The 17,025-nt window shown below is 67.6% G+C and carries 15 protein-coding genes; 12 read left to right on the top strand and 3 right to left on the bottom strand.

Annotated elements, in window-relative coordinates:
* Nucleotides 1–122 precede the first annotated feature (122 nt).
* Nucleotides 123–1,271 (top strand): alpha-hydroxy acid oxidase, encoded by a 1,149-nt coding sequence (locus PE061_RS18275; protein ID WP_271256641.1) that lies wholly within the window; start codon nt 123–125, stop codon nt 1,269–1,271.
* Here the strand turns inward: PE061_RS18275 and PE061_RS18270 are convergent.
* Nucleotides 1,268–2,413 carry a GGDEF domain-containing protein gene (locus PE061_RS18270; protein ID WP_271256640.1) on the bottom strand — a complete coding sequence of 382 codons (1,146 nt, stop codon included), beginning with the start codon at nt 2,411–2,413 and terminating at the stop codon, nt 1,268–1,270. The genes PE061_RS18275 and PE061_RS18270 overlap by 4 nt on opposite strands.
* 176 nt (nt 2,414–2,589) lie before the next feature.
* Between PE061_RS18270 and PE061_RS18265 the strand changes: the two genes are divergently transcribed.
* The 3 genes from PE061_RS18265 to PE061_RS18255 are packed head-to-tail and all read left to right on the top strand — an operon-like array spanning nt 2,590 to nt 5,431.
* The gene (locus PE061_RS18265; RefSeq protein ID WP_271256639.1) at nt 2,590–3,222 is read left to right on the top strand and encodes an extensin family protein; all 633 of its coding nucleotides are present in this window, start codon (nt 2,590–2,592) and stop codon (nt 3,220–3,222) included.
* A gap of 32 nt (nt 3,223–3,254) precedes the next feature.
* Nucleotides 3,255–4,133: an LOG family protein gene (locus PE061_RS18260; protein ID WP_271256638.1), complete on the top strand. Its 879-nt coding sequence runs from the start codon at nt 3,255–3,257 to the stop codon at nt 4,131–4,133.
* A gap of 38 nt (nt 4,134–4,171) precedes the next feature.
* Nucleotides 4,172–5,431, top strand: coding sequence for a DUF418 domain-containing protein (locus tag PE061_RS18255; protein ID WP_271256637.1), 1,260 nt, complete (start codon nt 4,172–4,174; stop codon nt 5,429–5,431).
* Here PE061_RS18255 and PE061_RS18250 read toward each other — a convergent pair.
* Nucleotides 5,428–6,090 carry a c-type cytochrome gene (locus tag PE061_RS18250; protein ID WP_271256636.1) on the bottom strand — a complete coding sequence of 221 codons (663 nt, stop codon included), beginning with the start codon at nt 6,088–6,090 and terminating at the stop codon, nt 5,428–5,430. The genes PE061_RS18255 and PE061_RS18250 overlap by 4 nt on opposite strands.
* 148 nt (nt 6,091–6,238) lie before the next feature.
* On the opposite strand from PE061_RS18250, the gene PE061_RS18245 reads away from it, so the two are divergent.
* Nucleotides 6,239–7,132, top strand: a complete 894-nt coding sequence (locus tag PE061_RS18245; RefSeq protein WP_271259244.1) for a prephenate dehydratase — start codon at nt 6,239–6,241, stop codon at nt 7,130–7,132.
* A gap of 8 nt (nt 7,133–7,140) precedes the next feature.
* Here the strand turns inward: PE061_RS18245 and PE061_RS18240 are convergent, their stop codons facing one another.
* A complete protein-coding gene (locus tag PE061_RS18240) occupies nt 7,141–8,427 on the bottom strand; it encodes a serine hydrolase domain-containing protein (RefSeq protein ID WP_271256635.1) in 1,287 nt (428 codons plus the stop codon).
* 84 nt (nt 8,428–8,511) lie between these two features.
* Between PE061_RS18240 and PE061_RS18235 the strand changes: the two genes are divergently transcribed.
* The 7 genes from PE061_RS18235 (at nt 8,512) to PE061_RS18205 (ending at nt 17,017) form a co-directional block, all read left to right on the top strand.
* Nucleotides 8,512–9,261 (top strand): ParA family protein, encoded by a 750-nt coding sequence (locus tag PE061_RS18235; RefSeq protein ID WP_271256634.1) that lies wholly within the window; start codon nt 8,512–8,514, stop codon nt 9,259–9,261.
* Nucleotides 9,262–9,271: 10 nt separating this feature from the next.
* Nucleotides 9,272–9,703, top strand: coding sequence for a PaaI family thioesterase (locus PE061_RS18230; protein ID WP_271256633.1), 432 nt, complete (start codon nt 9,272–9,274; stop codon nt 9,701–9,703).
* Nucleotides 9,700–10,818, top strand: a complete 1,119-nt coding sequence (gene zapE / locus PE061_RS18225) for a cell division protein ZapE (protein ID WP_271256632.1) — start codon at nt 9,700–9,702, stop codon at nt 10,816–10,818. The genes PE061_RS18230 and zapE overlap by 4 nt, the downstream gene beginning before the upstream one ends.
* A gap of 160 nt (nt 10,819–10,978) precedes the next feature.
* Nucleotides 10,979–11,941: a malate dehydrogenase gene (gene mdh, locus PE061_RS18220; RefSeq protein ID WP_271256631.1), complete on the top strand. Its 963-nt coding sequence runs from the start codon at nt 10,979–10,981 to the stop codon at nt 11,939–11,941.
* 9 nt (nt 11,942–11,950) lie between these two features.
* Complete coding sequence (gene sucC / locus PE061_RS18215) at nt 11,951–13,150, top strand: ADP-forming succinate--CoA ligase subunit beta (protein ID WP_271256630.1); 1,200 nt, start codon at nt 11,951–11,953, stop codon at nt 13,148–13,150.
* A 4-nt stretch (nt 13,151–13,154) separates the two neighbouring features.
* Nucleotides 13,155–14,030 carry a succinate--CoA ligase subunit alpha gene (sucD, locus tag PE061_RS18210; protein ID WP_271256629.1) on the top strand — a complete coding sequence of 292 codons (876 nt, stop codon included), beginning with the start codon at nt 13,155–13,157 and terminating at the stop codon, nt 14,028–14,030.
* A 95-nt stretch (nt 14,031–14,125) separates the two neighbouring features.
* A complete protein-coding gene (locus PE061_RS18205; RefSeq protein ID WP_271256628.1) occupies nt 14,126–17,017 on the top strand; it encodes a 2-oxoglutarate dehydrogenase E1 component in 2,892 nt (963 codons plus the stop codon).
* The last annotated feature ends 8 nt before the right edge of the window (nt 17,018–17,025 follow it).

The following is a 17,025-nucleotide window of genomic DNA, read 5'->3' as shown; positions in this document are numbered from 1 at the left end:
CCGCGTTGGGACGGCGTGGCCCGCCGCCGCTCATAGAGATGCGCGGGCAAGAGTCAAATGGCCATTTTGTGGCAAGGCGACCGGATGTTACAGGCGGACACGCAACAAGGGGGAAGTCCGTCATGCGTCTCAGCGATTGTCACAACGTCGCCGATTTCCGCGCACTCGCGCAGAAGCGCCTGCCGTCCCCGATCTTCCACTACATCGACGGCGCAGCCGACGACGAGGTGACGCTGGCGCGCAATACGGCGGCGTTCGCAGACTGCGACCTCGTGCCGCGCGTGCTCGCGGGCGTGGAGACGGTGGACATGTCCACGACGCTGTTCGGCAAGCGCATCGAGATGCCGCTGTTCCTGTCGCCGACGGCGCTGCAACGCCTGTTCCATCACGACGGCGAGCGCGCGGTGGGGCGGGCGGCCGAAAAGTTCGGGACGTTCTTCGGGATTTCCAGCCTTGCGACCGTCAGCCTCGCGGAGATCGGGCGGACGATCTCCACGCCGAAGCTGTTCCAGTTCTATTACCACAAGGACAAGGGCCTCAACCGCGACATGATCCAGGCGGCGAAGGCCGCCGGGTTCGATGCGCTGGCGCTGACGGTGGACACGATCGTCGGCGGCAACCGGGAACGCGATTTCCGCACCGGCTTCACCTCTCCGCCGAAGCTGACGCCGTCGAGCCTGCTCAGCTTCGCGACGCATCCGTCGTGGACATTGAACTACCTGCTGCGCGAGCGCTTCGAGCTTTCGAACCTCAAGGACCACATCAAGCAGGGCAGCAACACGGCCGTGACGGTGAGCGAGTATTTCACCTCGCTGCTCGACCAGACGATGGACTGGAAGGCGGCCGAGGCGATCCGCGCCGAGTGGGGCGGGCCGTTCTGCCTGAAAGGCGTGATGTCCGTGGAGTGCGCGCGGCGGGCGATCGACATCGGGGCAAGCGCCATCATGATCTCGAGCCACGGCGGACGGCAGCTCGACGGCTCACGCGCGCCGTTCGACCAGCTCGCCGAGATCGTCGACGCCGTGGGCGACCGGCTGGAGGTGATCCTCGACGGCGGGGTGCGGCGCGGCACGCACGTGCTGAAGGCGCTGTCGCTCGGCGCGCGGGCGGTTTCGGGCGGGCGGCTCTACCTCTATGCGCTCGCGGCGGCGGGGCAGCCGGGGGTGGAGCGTATCCTCGGCAAGCTGCGCGACGAGATCGAACGCGACATGAAGCTGATGGGCGCGCGCACGCTCGCGGACCTGTCGCGCGAGGACCTGCGCTTCCGTTAGGCGGCGGCAGCGATTTCCCCGGGTTCGTCCCCGACCTGCGCGACAATGCCGCCGCCGCGGCGCTTGGCGATGTAGAGCGCTTCGTCTGCGCGGCTGATGAGCGGTTCGAGATCCTCGGCGCGGTCGTCGGAAACGGCGTAGCCGATGCAGGTGGAGATTCTTGCGACCTCCCCGCCGAGCCGGAACGGTTGACGGATCGCCGCTTCGATGCGGCGCGCGAGCACGGCGGCCTCTTCGGGGTGCTTCATGCCGCACTGGACGACGGCGAACTCGTCGCCGCCGAGCCGCGCCGCCATGTCGGTGTCGCGGATGATGTAGGAGAGCCGCTTGCCGACCGCCGCGAGCAGCGCGTCGCCCACGGGATGCCCGAACTGGTCGTTGACCGCCTTGAACCCGTCGAGATCGAGGCAGTGCACCGCGACGAGCCCGGCGCGCGGGTTGAGCGTCACGTGCTCCTCGAACCATTCGCGCAGGGCAAGGCGGTTCGGAAGGTCGGTGAGCCCGTCGGTGCGCGCCAGATTGCCGAAGGTGATGCGCCTGCTGATCTCCCTCACCGTGAAGCGGTAGCGGTCGAGCAGGCTGCGGATGCCGCCCGCCAGCAGCGCCACCATCATGGCCGCGGTCGCCCAGTAGATCTGCTGCGGCACCGCGAAAGCAGCGACGATACCCGGCACGATGCCGATGACCATGCTGGACACGGCGAGGCGCGGCCTGAGCGCGATCCCGGCGGAAACCCCGGCGCCGTAGCCGACGAGCAGCGTGACAGTGAACAGGTGCACACCGGTTGCAGGCAGCGCGAAGACGCGTGCGCCGAACGCGCCGAGACAGACCGCGAAGGCGAGATAGGTGGCGGCGAAGCGGTGCTCGAGGCGCTGCGCGCGCTCGACGCCGAGGCCGGGATCGAGCGCTTCCTCGCGGCCGCCGAACGCCACGGCGAGGCGGATCAGGCTCGCGAGCGTTCCCGCGGCCACGATGAGGGCGAGCGCCATGTCGCCGGTCTCCCGGACCATCAGGACGCCGCCGGCCACGAAGCCGACGCTCATGATCACCGAAGGGATGAACGCAGCGTAGAGGCTGCGCACGAGGTCCACATAGATGCCGTCGAGCACGGTTTCTGCCCGCGGAAAGAACGCCTGTTTCATACGCTACCCGAACACCCCGCGACTCTTCCTTCGCTCTCTCAGGAGCCGTTGCCTCCGACGTTTCCCCATGCGGATTGAGGCAAGGTTAACGTCATCGTCAAATGCGACGGAGCGAGGCCGACCGTGCACGGCCAAGCGCGGTTGCGGGGCGTGGGCGGGGCGCTAAAAGGAAACGCATGTGGGGCCGCGTTCTTTCCGCCTTGTCGCTGCTTGCCGTCGCGGCCTGTTCGGGCGGGCCTCCGCCGGTTTCCGGGCGGCAGCCGGTCTCGCAGCAGCCGGAGAACGCGGCGGCGTGCTTCGCGCGGCTGGACCGTATCCAGGGCCTCAAGTACCGCAGGCTCGATCCGCATGTCGAAGGCCAGTGCGGCTACGAGAACGCCGTGCTGCTGCTCGACATCGGCGTGCCGGTCGCGGGGCTGAAGGCGGTGTCGTGCCCGGTCGCGGAATCGCTCTACCGCTGGGTGCACGAGGGCGTCCGCCCGGCGGCGCGCGACCATTTCGGCGCCGATGTCGTGCGTATCCAGAGCTACGGCACCTATGCCTGCCGCACGCGCAACAGCCAGCCCGGCGCGCGGCTTTCCGAGCACGCGCGCGCGAACGCGGTCGACATCGCGAGCTTCACGCTTGCAAACGGCCGCACCGTGGCGGTGAAATCCGGCTGGCGCGGGCCGGGCGACGAGCAATCCTTCCTGCGCGCCGCGCACCGCGCGGGCTGTGCGCGGTTCAACATCGTCATCGGTCCGGACGCCGACGCCTACCACCAGGACCACCTGCATCTCGATATGGGCCGCGGTCCATATTGCCGCTGACGCGGGCCGTTTTGGACGCTAGAGACGCGCGCATGGACGACAAGACCAAAGTGACGCACCGCACCTTCCCCTCGGCGGAGGAAGACGCAGCGGTCGCCGAGAAATCGACGCCGATCCCGCAAACCGAGCATCCGAGCTACCGGCTGGCGTTCCAGGACAAGGACTTCCTGCTGCGCGAGGAGCTGCGCCCCGTCCGCTTCCAGCTTGAGCTGCTAAAGCCCGAAATGCTGCTGAAAGAGCACGGAATCGCTTCGACCTTCGTGCTCTACGGTTCGGCGCGCATCCCGTCTCCCGAAACGGCCGACGCGCTCGTTGCCGCGGCACGCACGGGCTGGGAAAAGAAGGTCGCCGAGCGGCTTCGCGCCAAGGCGAAATACTATACCGAGGCCTACAAGCTCGCGTATCTCGTCTCGTCGCTGCCGCGCGAGGACGGCGAGCGCCATTTCGTGATCTGCTCGGGCGGCGGGCCGTCGATCATGGAGGCGGCGAACAAGGGCGCGCACGACGCGGGCGGCGAATCGGTCGCGCTCAACATCGTGCTGGAGCACGAGCAACTGCCGAACCGGTACGTGACCCCGGCGCTTTCGTTCCAGTTCCACTATTTCGCGCTGAGGAAGATGCACTTCCTGATGCGCGCCAAGGCGGTGGCGGCGTTCCCCGGCGGCTTCGGTACACTCGACGAGCTGTTCGAGACGCTCACGCTCATCCAGACGCGCAAGGTGAAGCCGTTCCCGGTGCTGCTGTTCGGGCGCGAATTCTGGCAGCGGATCGTCAACTTCGAGGCGCTCGCTGAGGAAGGCACGATCTCGCGCGACGACCTCTCGCTGTTCCACTTCGTGGAAACGGCCGAGGAAGCATGGCAAATCGTGACGGGATTCTACGAGATTTCTGCTATGGGTGGCCCCTGCTAGGGCGGCGATAGACGAGATCGCCCGGACCGAGGAGGGCGATGGGCGAGGCGCGGGACAGCGCGGCACGCATCGAGGCGCTGGATGTCCTGCGCGGCATCGCCATTCTGGGCATCATGCTGCTCAACATCCGGGGCATGGGCAGTGTCCCCGGCGTCGAATCCGACCCGCGTATCGCCGGCTGGGGCCTCGCCGACCACATCGTCTGGTGGACGCAGCAACTCTTCGTCGAAGGCACGATGCGCGGCCTGCTCTCGCTGCTGTTCGGCGCGGGCTTCGTGATCCTCGCTTCGCGTCCGCGCGACGGCCGGTCCGCGCTTTCGATCTACTACCGCCGCATGGCCGCGCTCATCCTGTTCGGGCTCATCCACGGCTATCTGCTGATGTGGCCGGGCGACATCCTGCTCATCTACGGGATCGCCGGGCTGTTCCTGTTTCCCTTCCGCGAGCTTCCGGCGCGGGCGCTCATCGGCCTCGGCCTCGGCGGCATCGCGGTCATGGTCGCGATCGGCGCCGCCGCAGTCGTCGAGGGCATGAACACGCGCGAGCACGCGGAGGCCGCGATCGCTGCGGGTGCGGGCGAGGAGGACGAGCGCGTCGCCGCGTGGCAGGATTATCTCGCCGCCGTGCAGCCCGACCTAGAAGCCGACGCGCGCTCGCGGGCGGCGCGGCAGGGAAGCCTTGCCGACAACCTCGCCTACAAGATGGCGATCGCCAATGAATGGAACGGCATCAAGGGCCTCAGCTGGTGGTCGCTCGACGCGCTGGCGATGATGCTGCTGGGCGCCGGGCTGTTCAAGGCCGGTTTCCTCGGCGGCGGGCTGCCGCGCGATGTCTATCTGCGGATCGCGCTGGCGGGCTATGCGGTCGGCGTACCGATCAATTTCATCGAGAGCGAGCAGCTTGTCGCGGCGGGTTTCATGGTGCCGATCCCGGTTTCGGAGGTGACTTACCAGATCGGGCGTCTCGCGACGACGCTGGCGCACGTGGGGCTGGTGCTGGCGACCCTCCGGACCGTGCGCGGACGGTGCGTGCTCGGGATCTTCGCGGCGCCCGGGCGCATGGCGCTCTCAACCTATGTCGGCGAGACGCTGATCGCGCAGTGGCTGCTGTTCCCGGGCTTCGCGCTCGGCCTGCACGGCAGGATCTCGATCGCGGAGAGCTGGCTGATCGCGCTCGGCATCGCGGTCGTCCTGACCGCGCTTTGCAGATGGTGGCTCGGGCGGTTCCGGATGGGGCCGCTCGAATGGCTGTGGCGCTGGCTCACCTATGGCCAGCGCCCGGCCTTCAAGCGGATTTAGTGGGTAGCCGCTTCCGCAGGCGCTTCCGCCGGGGCGGCGGCCTGTTCACCGGCTGCCGGTGCGGCGTCCGATGCGGCGGCGTCGGCCGGGGCCTCGGCAGCGGGCGCCTCGGCAACCGCCGGGACGGCCGGCAGCGGCAGCGGGCTGTCGCTCTGCGAATTGAGGTAGGCGAGCAGGTCGGCGCGGTCCTGCGGCTTCGAGATGCCCGCGAAGCTCATCTTGTTGCCCGGGATGTACTTGCGGGGCGATTCGATCCAGTGGCTGAGCTCGTCCCAGCCCCAGTTGCCGCCGTGGCCCTTCACGGCGTCGGAGTAGGCGAAGCTCGCGATATGCGCGACCTTGGCGCCGAGGATGCCGTAGAGGTTCGGGCCCTGACCGGTGGCGCCGCCCTTGGTGATCGTGTGGCAGGCAGCGCACTTCTTGAACTGCGCTTCGCCCTTCGCCGGATTGGCGGTGGCAAGGAACGCGGCGATCGGCTGCGCGGCCTCGGCGCCGGCGCCGCCGGCGTCAGCCTCGACCTCGACGCCCTCGACGATGTAGCCCTTCGTTTCGGAATGGCCGGGCGAATAGACGAAACCGGTCAGGATCGACAGGCCGAGCACCGCGATCGCGGCTGCCAGCACCCAGCCGATAATCTTGTTCCATTCGTAACTGTCCACTGCGCCCTCCGAAGAGCGGGGCCTTTCTCTGAGGCCCCCCGATTCAAAATCGCGCGGAACATAGTTTCAGGAGTCGGGCTTGCCAAGCACCAGATCGCCGCAGGCTGCGCTTGACGCGGGAAGCCTGCGCGCCGCAAAGAGCGCGGCGATGCAGAACTATCCCGAATCCGCCGCGAGGCTCGTTGAAGAGCTTGCGCAAGCCGCTGAAAAGTCGCCGGAAACCGTCGTCGCCTTTCAGGGCGCGCCCGGCGCCTATTCGCATCAGGCCGCGCGCGAGATGGCGGCCGGTGCGCCGACGCTGCCGTGCCTTTCGTTCGCCGACGCCATCGACGCGGTGCGCGAGGGGCGCGCCGGGCGCGCCATCATCCCGATCGAGAACTCGCTGCACGGGCGCGTCGCCGACATCCACTTCCTGCTGCCGGAGTCGGGCCTCTGGATCGTCGCCGAGCATTTCGTGCGCGTCCGCCATTCGCTGCTCGCGGTGCCGGGCGCGGCGCTTTCGGACGTGAAAGTCGCGATCAGCCACCCGCAGGCGCTCGGCCAGTGCCGGAAGCGCCTTCGCGAATGGGGCATCAGCCCGGTCGCCTCGTTCGACACCGCCGCGTCCGCCGCGAAGGTCGCTGACGACGGCGACAGGACGGTCGCCGCGGTGGCCTCGCAGCTCGCCGGGCAGCTCTACGGCCTCACGCCGCTTGCCGAGGGCATCGAGGACGCGGCGCACAACACCACGCGTTTCGTCGCGCTGGCGCGCGAGCCGATGATGCCGGAAGCGGGGGTGCCCGCCATGACCTCGCTGCTGTTCGAGGTGCGCTCGGTTCCCGCCGCGCTCTACAAGGCGCTCGGCGGCTTCGCCACCAACGGCGTCAACCTCACCAAGCTCGAAAGCTACATGCGGGACGGCCAGTTCCAGGCCGCTGAGTTCTACGTGGACATCGAGGGGCGGCCCGACGACCCGAACGTCGAACGCGCGCTCGACGAGCTTCGCTACCATACCAAGTGGGTGCGGATGCTCGGCACCTATCCGCAGGCGCGGGCGCGGTAGACGCCTCCCTAGACGCCAAGGTCGGCTGCAAGCGCCTTCCCGAGTTCCTCGGGAAGCGGGTAGGCCTGCTGCGGCATGTACTGCGTCATCAGCACGACGCTGAGCCTCTGCGCCGGGAGCACCGAGGCGAGCGTGCCCGCCGCGCCACCCCAGCCGTAGCTGCCGGGGATGAGGCCCTGCCCCGGCGCGATCACCACGCGCCCGCCCGCGCCGTAGCCCTGATTGCCTTCATAGAAGACGCCCGCGGGGAGCAGGTTCGAAACGGCGAGCTTCGCCGCTTCGGGCGAGATGATCTGCGCGCCGGCATGGCGGCCGCCGTTCGCGACCATGCGCATGAAGCGCATGTAGTCGTCCGCGGTGGAGGCGAGACCGCCGCCGCCCGCCGGAAAGCTTGCCGGAACGGCGTATTCGGTCTTGGGCGGCGCGTCGATCGGCACCAGATTGTTGCTTTGTAGCAGATAGTTGGTAGCGAGCCGGTCCATCGACGCGGCGGGCACGGCGAACCCGGTGTCGTGCATGGCGAGCGGCGTCAGCAGGCGTTCCTGCAAGACGGCCTCGAACGACTTGCCAGCCACCTTTTCGATGACGGCGCCGAGCACGTCGAGCGCGATGCTGTAGTGCCAGGTCGTTCCCGGATCGGCGACAAGCGGCAGTTCGGCGACGGCGCTCGCGAAGGCTTGCAGGCTGCTCGGCGATCTGCCGTCGCCCGGCTCGCGCCCGACCGTTCGCATCCCGGGCATCAGGCCGAAGCGGCGATAGGCCTTGCCGACGGCGTTCGGCATGAAGTGGTAAGTGAACCCGGCCGTATGCGTCAGCAGGTGGCGGACCGTGATCGGCCCGCTCGCGGCGCGCGCCTCAAGGCTGTTCGCCGGGTCGATCGCGACCTTCATGGCCTTGAAGGCGGGGAGGATGTCGGCGATCGGCTGATCGAGGCCGAGCGCGCCCTCGCTGATCATCTGTGCGGCGAGCACGCCCGTCACCGGCTTCGTCATCGAATAGATACGCCAGATGCTCTTCGCGTCGACCGGCGTCTCGCGTTGCAGGCCGAGTGTTCCTGCGTGCGTATAGAACGCAGGCGCGTCGCCGTTGCCGACCCCGATGATCATGCCTGCCACCTTGCGCTCCGCCACGTAGCGCTCGGCAAGCGCCTTCAGCGCCGTCCAGTTGTGCGCGGGCGCGGCAGCGGGTGCAGCGGTTCCCGGCGTCGCGGCGCAGGCCGGAAGCAGCGCAAGACCGCCGAAAGCGGCGATTCCACCGAGAAGGCTGCGGCGGTCCAAGCTGGGTTGCAGTGTCATGGGCGGCGATTCCCCTGTTGGCTACGTGGCTTATAAATGCCACATGAGTGGCATGGAAAAACAGGACGTCAACGGCGGAGCGGCATGAAAGTCATCGCAGTCTTCAGCCTCAAGGGCGGCGTCGGCAAGACGTCCGTGGCTGTCAATCTCGCGCATCTCCTTGCAACGCAGGCCAAGCGGCGCACGCTGCTGTGGGACCTCGACGCGCAGGGCGCCGCGTCCGACCTGTTGCAGGTGGAACCCGGCAGGAAGGCCCGCAAGCTGTTCTCCGGAAGCGGCGGCGGCGACATCGAGGCCTATATCGTTCCCAGCAAGTGGCCGGGCCTCGACGTGCTCGCGGCGGACGAATCGCTGCGCAAGCTCGATGTCCAGCTCGTCGAATCGCAGCGGGCGAAGCTGCTGGCGAAGCGGCTCGCGGCGGTCGCGGACGAGTACGACCGTGTCGTGCTCGATTGCCCGCCGGGCTTCGGCCTCCTTGCCGACCAGATCTTCCGGGCGGCGGACCTCATCGTCGAGCCGATGACGATGTCGCCGCTCTCCGCCCGCACCAACGAGCAGCTTGCCGCGCATCTGGCGCAGCGCCACAAGGGTCAGCCGCCGGTGATCCCGGTGTTCACGATGGTGGACAAGCGCCGCGCGCTGCACCGCGAGACGCTGGAGGCTTGCCCCGACGTTCACGCGATTCCCTATTCGAGCAAGGTCGAGGACATGGCGGTCTACTGCCTGCCGATCGCCGAGATCGCGCCCGAGGCCCCGGAAACCGCCGAGTTCTCGCGGCTGGTGACGGCGGTGGAACGCAAGCTCACCCGGCCGACGCGGCCGCGAAAGGCCTGACCGCCGCGCAATGCCCACCATAGAGATTGCGGACGGGCCGCTGAAGGGATGGCGCCGCTGGCGTGAAATGGACGAGGACGGGTTCCAGTGCCTCGTCGGGCCAGTCTATTTCCGGGATCGCGCGGACGGCAGCGTCGAGTGCCGCTCGCCGACCGAAGCCAGGCACCGTAACAACCAGGGGCGTCTTCACGGCGGCTACGTGATGTCGTTCATCGACATGGCGCTGTTCGCGATCGCCGCTCCCGCGCTCACGGCGCACCGCGCGGTCACGCTGACCTGCAACACGGAGTTCCTCGGCGCGGGCGTGCCGGGCGAGGATATATACGCGACGGGCGAGATCACGCGGGAGACCGGCAAGCTTCTCTTCCTGCGCGGTCTCGTGACGCAGGACGGCCCGATCGCCTCGTTTTCCGGCGTGCTGAGGAAAGTGACGCCGCGTTGAGCGTCGTCGAGGCGTACCGCGCGCTCATTGCGGCGAACGAACTGAAGGCCGACCCGGATCAGGCCGCGGCGGCCCAGCGGCTCGGGCGGTTGGAAGCGGAGCTTCGCGCAGGCAGGCCAAAGGGCGGGCTGCTCTCCCGTCTGTTCGGCAAGGCGGAGGCCGTGCCGCCGCGCGGCGTCTACATGTGGGGCGCGGTCGGGCGCGGCAAGTCGATGCTGATGGACCTCTTCTACGAGGCCGCGCCCGCCATTCCGAAGCGCCGCGTGCATTTCCACGCCTTCATGCTGGAGGTCCATGCCGCATTGCACACATGGCGCGAGCAGAACGTCGACGACCCGATCCTGCGCGTTGCCGACGACATCGCGAAGGGCGTGCGCCTGCTCGCCTTCGACGAGCTTCAGGTGACGAACGTCGCCGACGCCATGATCCTGTCGCGGCTGTTCACGGCGATCCTCGAGCGCGGCGTCACCGTGGTCGCGACCTCGAACCGGCCGCCGCGCGACCTCTACAAGAACGGCCTCAGCCGCGAGCTGTTCGTGCCCTTCATCGACCTCATCGAGCGCGAGCTGGACGTCGTCGGCCTCAACGGCCCGACCGACTATCGTCTGGATCGGCTGGCCGGGATGCCGACCTACTACGTGCCGAACGGCGCGGAGGCGACCGCCGCGCTCTCCGAGGCCTTTTTCCGCCTCACCGACTACCCGCCCGAGGACCGCGCGCACGTGCCGGCCGAGACGATCGAGGTGGGCGGCGGGCGCACGCTGTTCGTGCCCAAGTCGCTGAAGGGCGTCGCCGTCTTCTCGTTCAGGCGGCTGTGCGGGGAGGCGCGGGGCGCGGCGGACTACCTCGCCGTTGCGCAGCGCTATCACACGGTCATCATCGTCGGCGTGCCGAAGATGGAGCCGGAGAAGCGCAACGAGGCGACGCGCTTCGTGGCGCTGATCGACGCCTTGTACGAGTATCGCGTCAAGTTGCTGATGGCGGCGGACGCCCCGCCCGCCGAGCTTTACCCGGCAGGCGACTACGCCTTCGAGTTCGAGCGCACCGTCTCGCGCCTGATGGAGATGCAGTCGGCGGACTACATGGCGGAAGGCCACGGCGTTCGCACGGCCTGACGGGCCCGGTCATTTGCTGCATCGCACACTGTGATCCGGAAATTGCACCGTGGAGATTTTTACGGACGGTTGCAGCCGCGCGAATCAGGGGCTATCGGGATCGCGTTTTCGCCGGTCGTCCGGCTGGCGTTTCACGCATCGCCCTCAGTGAGAGAGACCCATGGCACGCAATAAAATTGCTCTGATCGGCGCCGGGATGATCGGCGGCACGCTCGCACATCTCGTCGGAATGAAGGAACTGGGCGATGTCGTCCTGTTCGATATCGCGGAGGGTATGCCGAAGGGCAAGGCGCTCGATCTCGCGCAGTCCGCCCCGGTCGAGGGCTTCGACGCGCGCCTCAAGGGCACCAGCGACTATGCCGACATCGCGGGCGCGGACGTCTGCATCGTCACCGCCGGCGTGCCGCGCAAGCCCGGCATGAGCCGCGACGACCTGCTCGGCATCAATCTCAAGGTGATGAAGGCGGTGGGCGAGGGCATCAAGGCGCACGCGCCGAACGCCTTCGTGATCTGCATCACCAATCCGCTCGATGCGATGGTCTGGGCGCTGCGCGAGTTCTCGGGCCTCCCGGCGAACAAGGTCGTCGGCATGGCGGGCGTGCTCGATTCGGCGCGCTTCCGCCACTTCCTCGCAGAAGAATTCAACGTCTCGGTCGAGGACGTCACCGCCTTCGTGCTCGGCGGCCACGGCGACACGATGGTGCCGGTGGTCGAATATTCGACCGTCGCGGGCATCCCGGTGCCGGACCTCATCAAGATGGGCTGGTCCACGCAGGAGAAGATCGACGCGATCGTGGCCCGCACCCGTTCGGGCGGCGGCGAGATCGTCGGCCTGCTCGGCAACGGTTCGGCCTACTACGCCCCCGCGTCCTCGGCGATCGCGATGGCCGACTCCTACCTCAAGGACAAGCGGCGGCTCCTCCCGTGCGCGGCGTTCCTCTCGGGCGAGTACGGCGTCAAGGACCTGTACGTCGGCGTGCCGATCATCATCGGCGCGAACGGCGTCGAGAAGATCGTCGAGATCGAGCTGAACGCCGAGGCGAAGGCCAACTTCGACAAGTCGGTGAACGCGGTGAAGGAATTGATGGACGCCTGCCGCAACCTCGATGGCTCGCTGAAGTAAGGAGCGCACATGAACATCCACGAGTATCAGGCCAAGCAACTGCTGGCCAAGTTCGGCGCGCCGATTTCCGCGGGTTTCCCGGCTTTCACGGCCGACGAGGCCGAAGCGGCGGCGAAGCAGCTTCCCGGACCCGTCTATGTCGTGAAGTCGCAGATCCACGCGGGCGGGCGCGGCAAGGGCCGTTTCAACGGTCTCGGCGCGGACGCCAAGGGCGGCGTGCGCGTCGTGAAGTCGGTCGAAGAGGTGAAGACGAACGCCGCCGAGATGCTGGGCCGCGTGCTGGTGACGCACCAGACGGGCGAAGCGGGCAAGCAGGTGAACCGCCTCTACATCGAGGCGGGCGCGCCGATCGCCAAGGAATACTACCTCTCGCTGCTCGTGGACCGCGCTGTCGGCCGCGTCGCCTTCGTGGTCTCCACCGAAGGCGGCATGGACATCGAGGAGGTGGCCGAGCACACGCCCGAGAAGATCCACACCATCCGCATCGACCCGGCCTCGGGCTTCATGCCGCACCACGGCCGCGGCGTCGCGGCGGCGCTGAAGCTGGAGGGCGATCTCGCCAAGCAGGCGGCGAAGCTCGCGCAGCAGCTCTACACGGCGTTCAAGGCGACCGACGCCTCGCTGCTCGAGATCAACCCGCTCGTCGAGACGACGGACGGCAAGCTGCTCGTGCTCGACGCCAAGATGGGCTTCGACGGCAACGCGCTGTTCCGCCACCCGGACATCCTCGAACTGCGCGACCTCACGGAAGAGGACGCGATGGAGATCGAGGCCTCGAAGTACGACCTCGCCTACGTGAAGCTCGACGGCAACATCGGCTGCATGGTGAACGGCGCGGGCCTCGCCATGGCGACGATGGACATCATCAAGCTGAACGGCGCCGAGCCCGCCAACTTCCTCGACGTCGGCGGCGGCGCCACCAAGGAGAAGGTGACGGCGGCGTTCAAGATCATCCTCAACGATCCGGCGGTGGAGGGCATCCTCGTCAACATCTTCGGCGGCATCATGCGCTGCGACATCATCGCGGAAGGCATCGTCGCGGCGGCGCGCGAGGTGAACCTGTCGGTTCCGCTCGTCGTTCGCCTTGAAGGCACGAATGTCGAGCTCGGCAAGCAGATCCTCGGCGACAGCGGCCTGCCGATCGTTTCGGCGGACAACCTCGGCGACGCCGCCAAGAAGATCGTGGCGCAAGTGAAGAAGGCGGCCTGACCCCATGAGCATTCTCATCAACAAGAACACCAAGGTTCTGTGTCAGGGCCTCACCGGCGCGACGGCGACGTTCCACACCGAGGCCGCCATCGCCTACGGCACCAAGATGGTCGGCGGCGTGGTGCCGGGCAAGGGCGGGCAGGAGCATCTCGGCCTCCCCGTGTTCGGCACGATGCGCGAGGCGATGGACGCGACGAAGGCGGACGCCAGCGTCGTCTACGTGCCGCCGGCGTTCGCGGCGGACTCGATCCTCGAGGCGATCGAGGCGGAAGTGCCGCTCATCATCTGCATCACCGAAGGCATCCCGGTGCTCGACATGGTGCCTGTGAAGCGCGCGCTCTCGGGCTCGAAGTCGCGGCTGATCGGTCCGAACTGCCCCGGCGTGCTGACGCCGGACGAGTGCAAGATCGGCATCATGCCGGGCTCCATCTTCAAGAAGGGCTCGGTCGGCGTCGTCTCGCGCTCCGGCACGCTCACCTATGAAGCGGTGCACCAGACGACGGCGGTCGGCCTCGGCCAGACGAGCGCGGTCGGCATCGGCGGCGATCCGGTGAACGGCACCAACTTCATCGACGTGCTGGACCTGTTCCTGAACGACCCCGACACCAAGTCCATCATCATGATCGGCGAGATCGGCGGCTCGGCCGAGGAAGACGCGGCCGAGTTCCTGAAATCGCACCCGATCAAGAAGCCGATGGTGGGCTTCATCGCGGGCCGCACTGCTCCCAAGGGCCGCACGATGGGCCACGCCGGCGCCATCGTTTCGGGCGGCAAGGGCGGCGCCGAGGACAAGATCAGGGCGATGGAGGCGGCGGGTATCGTCGTCTCGCCGAGCCCGTCCGAACTCGGCACCACGCTCGCCAAGGTGCTCGGCGCGTAAGCATCGCGGAATTGTCAAGTTTTTAGGTGCTTTTTAGGATGGTCCTGCGTAGGGAGGCGCGCAGGACCCTCCGTATGCCAGGAATGACAGGAACCATGGGTTTCGAAGGCCAGCCTCCCTCCGCTCTCGAAGGCGTCAGCGCCTCGTTCGTTGAATCGCTTTATCGCCGATATTCGGCCGATCCGGCTTCCGTCGATCCGGAATGGCAGCGCCACTTCGCGGGGTTGGAGCAGGTCGCGTCCGGCCCCTCGTGGCAGCGGAAGAACTGGCCTGTCGCCGCGACAGACGACCTGACGGCGGCGCTCGACCCGATGCAGATGACGCCGGAGCCGAAGGCGCCCGCGAAGACGGGCGCCGCGCCGGCCCCGTCGGCGGAAGCCGTCCGGCAGGCGGCCGACGACGCGATCCGCGCCATGACGCTGATCCGCACCTACCGCGTGCGCGGCCACCTCGCGGCGCAGCTCGATCCGCTCGGCCTTGCCGATCGCCCGTTCCCGGAGGAGCTGACGCCGGAATATCACGGTTTCTCCGGCGCCGATCTCGGGCGCACCGTGTATCTCGGCGGCGTGCTCGGCCTCGAGGAGGCCACCGTCGAAAGCGTCGTTGCAATCCTGAAGCGCAACTACTGCGGGCATGTCGGCATCGAGTACATGCACATCAACGATCTCGATGAGCGCCGTTTCCTTCAGGAGCGCATCGAGGGCCGCGACGCCGAGATTCACTTCACGAACGAAGGCAAGAAAGCGATCCTCAACAAGATCATCGAAGCCGAACAGTTCGAAAGCTTCCTCGGCCGCAAATACGTCGGCACCAAGCGCTTCGGCCTCGACGGCGGCGAGGCGATGGCGCCTGCACTCGAAAGCGTCATCAAGTACGCGGGCGCGGGCGGCGTGAAGGAAATCGTCATCGGCATGGCGCACCGCGGGCGTCTCAACGTGCTCGCGAACGTCATGCAGAAGCCGTTCCAGGCGATCTTCCACGAATTCGCGGGCGGCTCCTCGAACCCCGACGATGTCGGCGGCTCGGGCGACGTGAAATATCACCTCGGCACCTCGACGGACCGCGACTTCGACGGCAACACCGTCCACCTGTCGCTGACCCCGAACCCCTCGCACCTCGAAGCGGTGAACCCCGTGGTGCTCGGCAAGGTGCGCGCGGCGCAGACCCTGCGCGGCGACATGGAGCGCGACGAGGTGCTGCCGCTGCTGCTGCACGGCGACGCCGCGTTCGCGGGGCAGGGCATCGTCGCCGAATGCCTCGGCTTCTCGGGGCTGGACGGCTACAACACCGGCGGCACGATCCACTTCATCATCAACAACCAGATCGGCTTCACCACGAGCCCGCAGTTCGCGCGCTCCTCGCCCTATCCGTCGGACGTGGCGCGCACCGTGCAGGCGCCGATCTTCCACGTGAACGGCGACGATCCCGAAGCCGTCACCTTCGCCACCAAGGTCGCCACCGAGTTCCGCCAGAAGTTCAATCGCGATGTCGTGATCGACATGTGGTGCTACCGCCGCTTCGGCCACAACGAGGGCGACGAGCCGAGCTTCACGCAGCCGCTGATGTACAAGGTCATCAAGGGCAAGCCGAAGGTCAGCGAGGTCTACGGCGCGCGGCTGATCGAGGAAGGGGTCGTCGACACGGCGTGGGTCGACGCGGCGACGAAGACCTATGTCGACCGGCTCGACAAGGATTTCGAGGCGGCGCCGTCCTACCGGCCCAACAAGGCGGACTGGTTCGAGGGGCGCTGGGAAGGCCTCGGCCGTCCGGCCGATCCTGAATCGGCGCGCCGCGCGGCGGAGACCGGCGTACCGCGCACCCGCATCGACGAGGTCGCGAAGCTGCTGACGACCGTTCCGAACGGCTTTTCCATCCACCCGACGCTGAAACGCGTCGTCGCAGCGCGCGGCGAGGCGATCACGGGCGGCGAGGGCATCGACTGGGCGACCGCCGAAGCGCTCGCGTTCGGCACGCTGCTTCAGGACGGCTACGGCGTGCGTCTCTCGGGGCAGGATTCCGGGCGCGGCACGTTCAGCCAGCGCCACGCGGTCTGGGTCGACCAGAAGACGGGCGCCAAGTTCGTTCCGCTCCAGCAGAGCCAGCAGGCGAACGCCTATTTCAAGGTCTACGATCTGCCGCTCAGCGAGTTCGGCGTGCTCGGCTTCGAATACGGCTACGCGCTCACCGACCCCAAGACGCTCGTGCTGTGGGAAGCCCAGTTCGGCGACTTCGCGAACGGCGCGCAGGTCATCATCGACCAGTTCATCGCGAGCGGAGAGATCAAGTGGCTGCGGGCGAACGGCCTCGTCATGCTGCTGCCGCACGGCTACGAAGGGCAGGGACCGGAGCACTCGTCGGCGCGCCTCGAGCGCTACCTCCAGCTCTGCGCCGAAGACAACATGCAGGTCTGCAACATCACGACGCCTGCGAACTACTACCACGTGCTGCGCCGCCAGATGCTGCGCCCGTTCCGGAAGCCGCTCATCATCATGACGCCGAAGTCCCTGCTCCGGCACAAGTCGGCGGTCTCGACGATCGACGAGTTCATCGGCGATTCCCACTTCATGCGGATCAAGTCGGACACGAACCCGCCGGCGGACGACAAGGTGAAGCGGCTCGTGCTCTGCTCGGGCAAGGTGTTCTACGATCTCGCCGAAGCGCGCGACGCGGCGGGCGACAAGACCACCAGCATCGTCCGCATCGAGCAGCTCTACCCGTTCCCGCGCGAAGCGCTCGTCGCGCGCCTCAAACGCATGAAGACCCTGAAAGAGGTCGTCTGGGCGCAGGAGGAGCCAAAGAACGCCGGAAGCTGGCACTTCGTCCGCTACTATCTCGAAAAGGCGCTGGCCGAGGCCGGGATCGACATCCGTCCCGTCTACGCGGGCCGCAAGGTGGCCGCGGCAACCGCGACGGGCCTTGCCAAGCGTCATGCCGCCGAACAGAAAAAGCTCGTGGCGCAGGCGCTCGGCCACGACAGCGAAGGTTGAGGAGAGAT

This window comes from Sphingosinicella microcystinivorans (assembly GCF_027941835.1).
Lineage (GTDB): Bacteria > Pseudomonadota > Alphaproteobacteria > Sphingomonadales > Sphingomonadaceae > Sphingosinicella.
This window is presented reverse-complemented; position numbering and strand designations above follow the sequence as displayed.

What these genes read in the sequence shown, in the direction of transcription:
- PE061_RS18255 (WP_271256637.1), top strand. Translation starts at nt 4,172, where the DNA reads ATGGGCGAGGCGCGGGACAGCGCGGCACGCATCGAGGCGCTGGATGTC.
- PE061_RS18205 (WP_271256628.1), top strand. Translation starts at nt 14,126, where the DNA reads ATGGGTTTCGAAGGCCAGCCTCCCTCCGCTCTCGAAGGCGTCAGCGCC.
- PE061_RS18275 (WP_271256641.1), top strand. Translation starts at nt 123, where the DNA reads ATGCGTCTCAGCGATTGTCACAACGTCGCCGATTTCCGCGCACTCGCG.
- mdh (WP_271256631.1), top strand. Translation starts at nt 10,979, where the DNA reads ATGGCACGCAATAAAATTGCTCTGATCGGCGCCGGGATGATCGGCGGC.
- PE061_RS18230 (WP_271256633.1), top strand. Translation starts at nt 9,272, where the DNA reads ATGCCCACCATAGAGATTGCGGACGGGCCGCTGAAGGGATGGCGCCGC.
- PE061_RS18270 (WP_271256640.1), bottom strand. Translation starts at nt 2,413, where the DNA reads ATGAAACAGGCGTTCTTTCCGCGGGCAGAAACCGTGCTCGACGGCATC.
- sucC (WP_271256630.1), top strand. Translation starts at nt 11,951, where the DNA reads ATGAACATCCACGAGTATCAGGCCAAGCAACTGCTGGCCAAGTTCGGC.
- PE061_RS18265 (WP_271256639.1), top strand. Translation starts at nt 2,590, where the DNA reads ATGTGGGGCCGCGTTCTTTCCGCCTTGTCGCTGCTTGCCGTCGCGGCC.
- PE061_RS18235 (WP_271256634.1), top strand. Translation starts at nt 8,512, where the DNA reads ATGAAAGTCATCGCAGTCTTCAGCCTCAAGGGCGGCGTCGGCAAGACG.
- PE061_RS18245 (WP_271259244.1), top strand. Translation starts at nt 6,239, where the DNA reads ATGCAGAACTATCCCGAATCCGCCGCGAGGCTCGTTGAAGAGCTTGCG.
- PE061_RS18240 (WP_271256635.1), bottom strand. Translation starts at nt 8,427, where the DNA reads ATGACACTGCAACCCAGCTTGGACCGCCGCAGCCTTCTCGGTGGAATC.
- PE061_RS18260 (WP_271256638.1), top strand. Translation starts at nt 3,255, where the DNA reads ATGGACGACAAGACCAAAGTGACGCACCGCACCTTCCCCTCGGCGGAG.
- sucD (WP_271256629.1), top strand. Translation starts at nt 13,155, where the DNA reads ATGAGCATTCTCATCAACAAGAACACCAAGGTTCTGTGTCAGGGCCTC.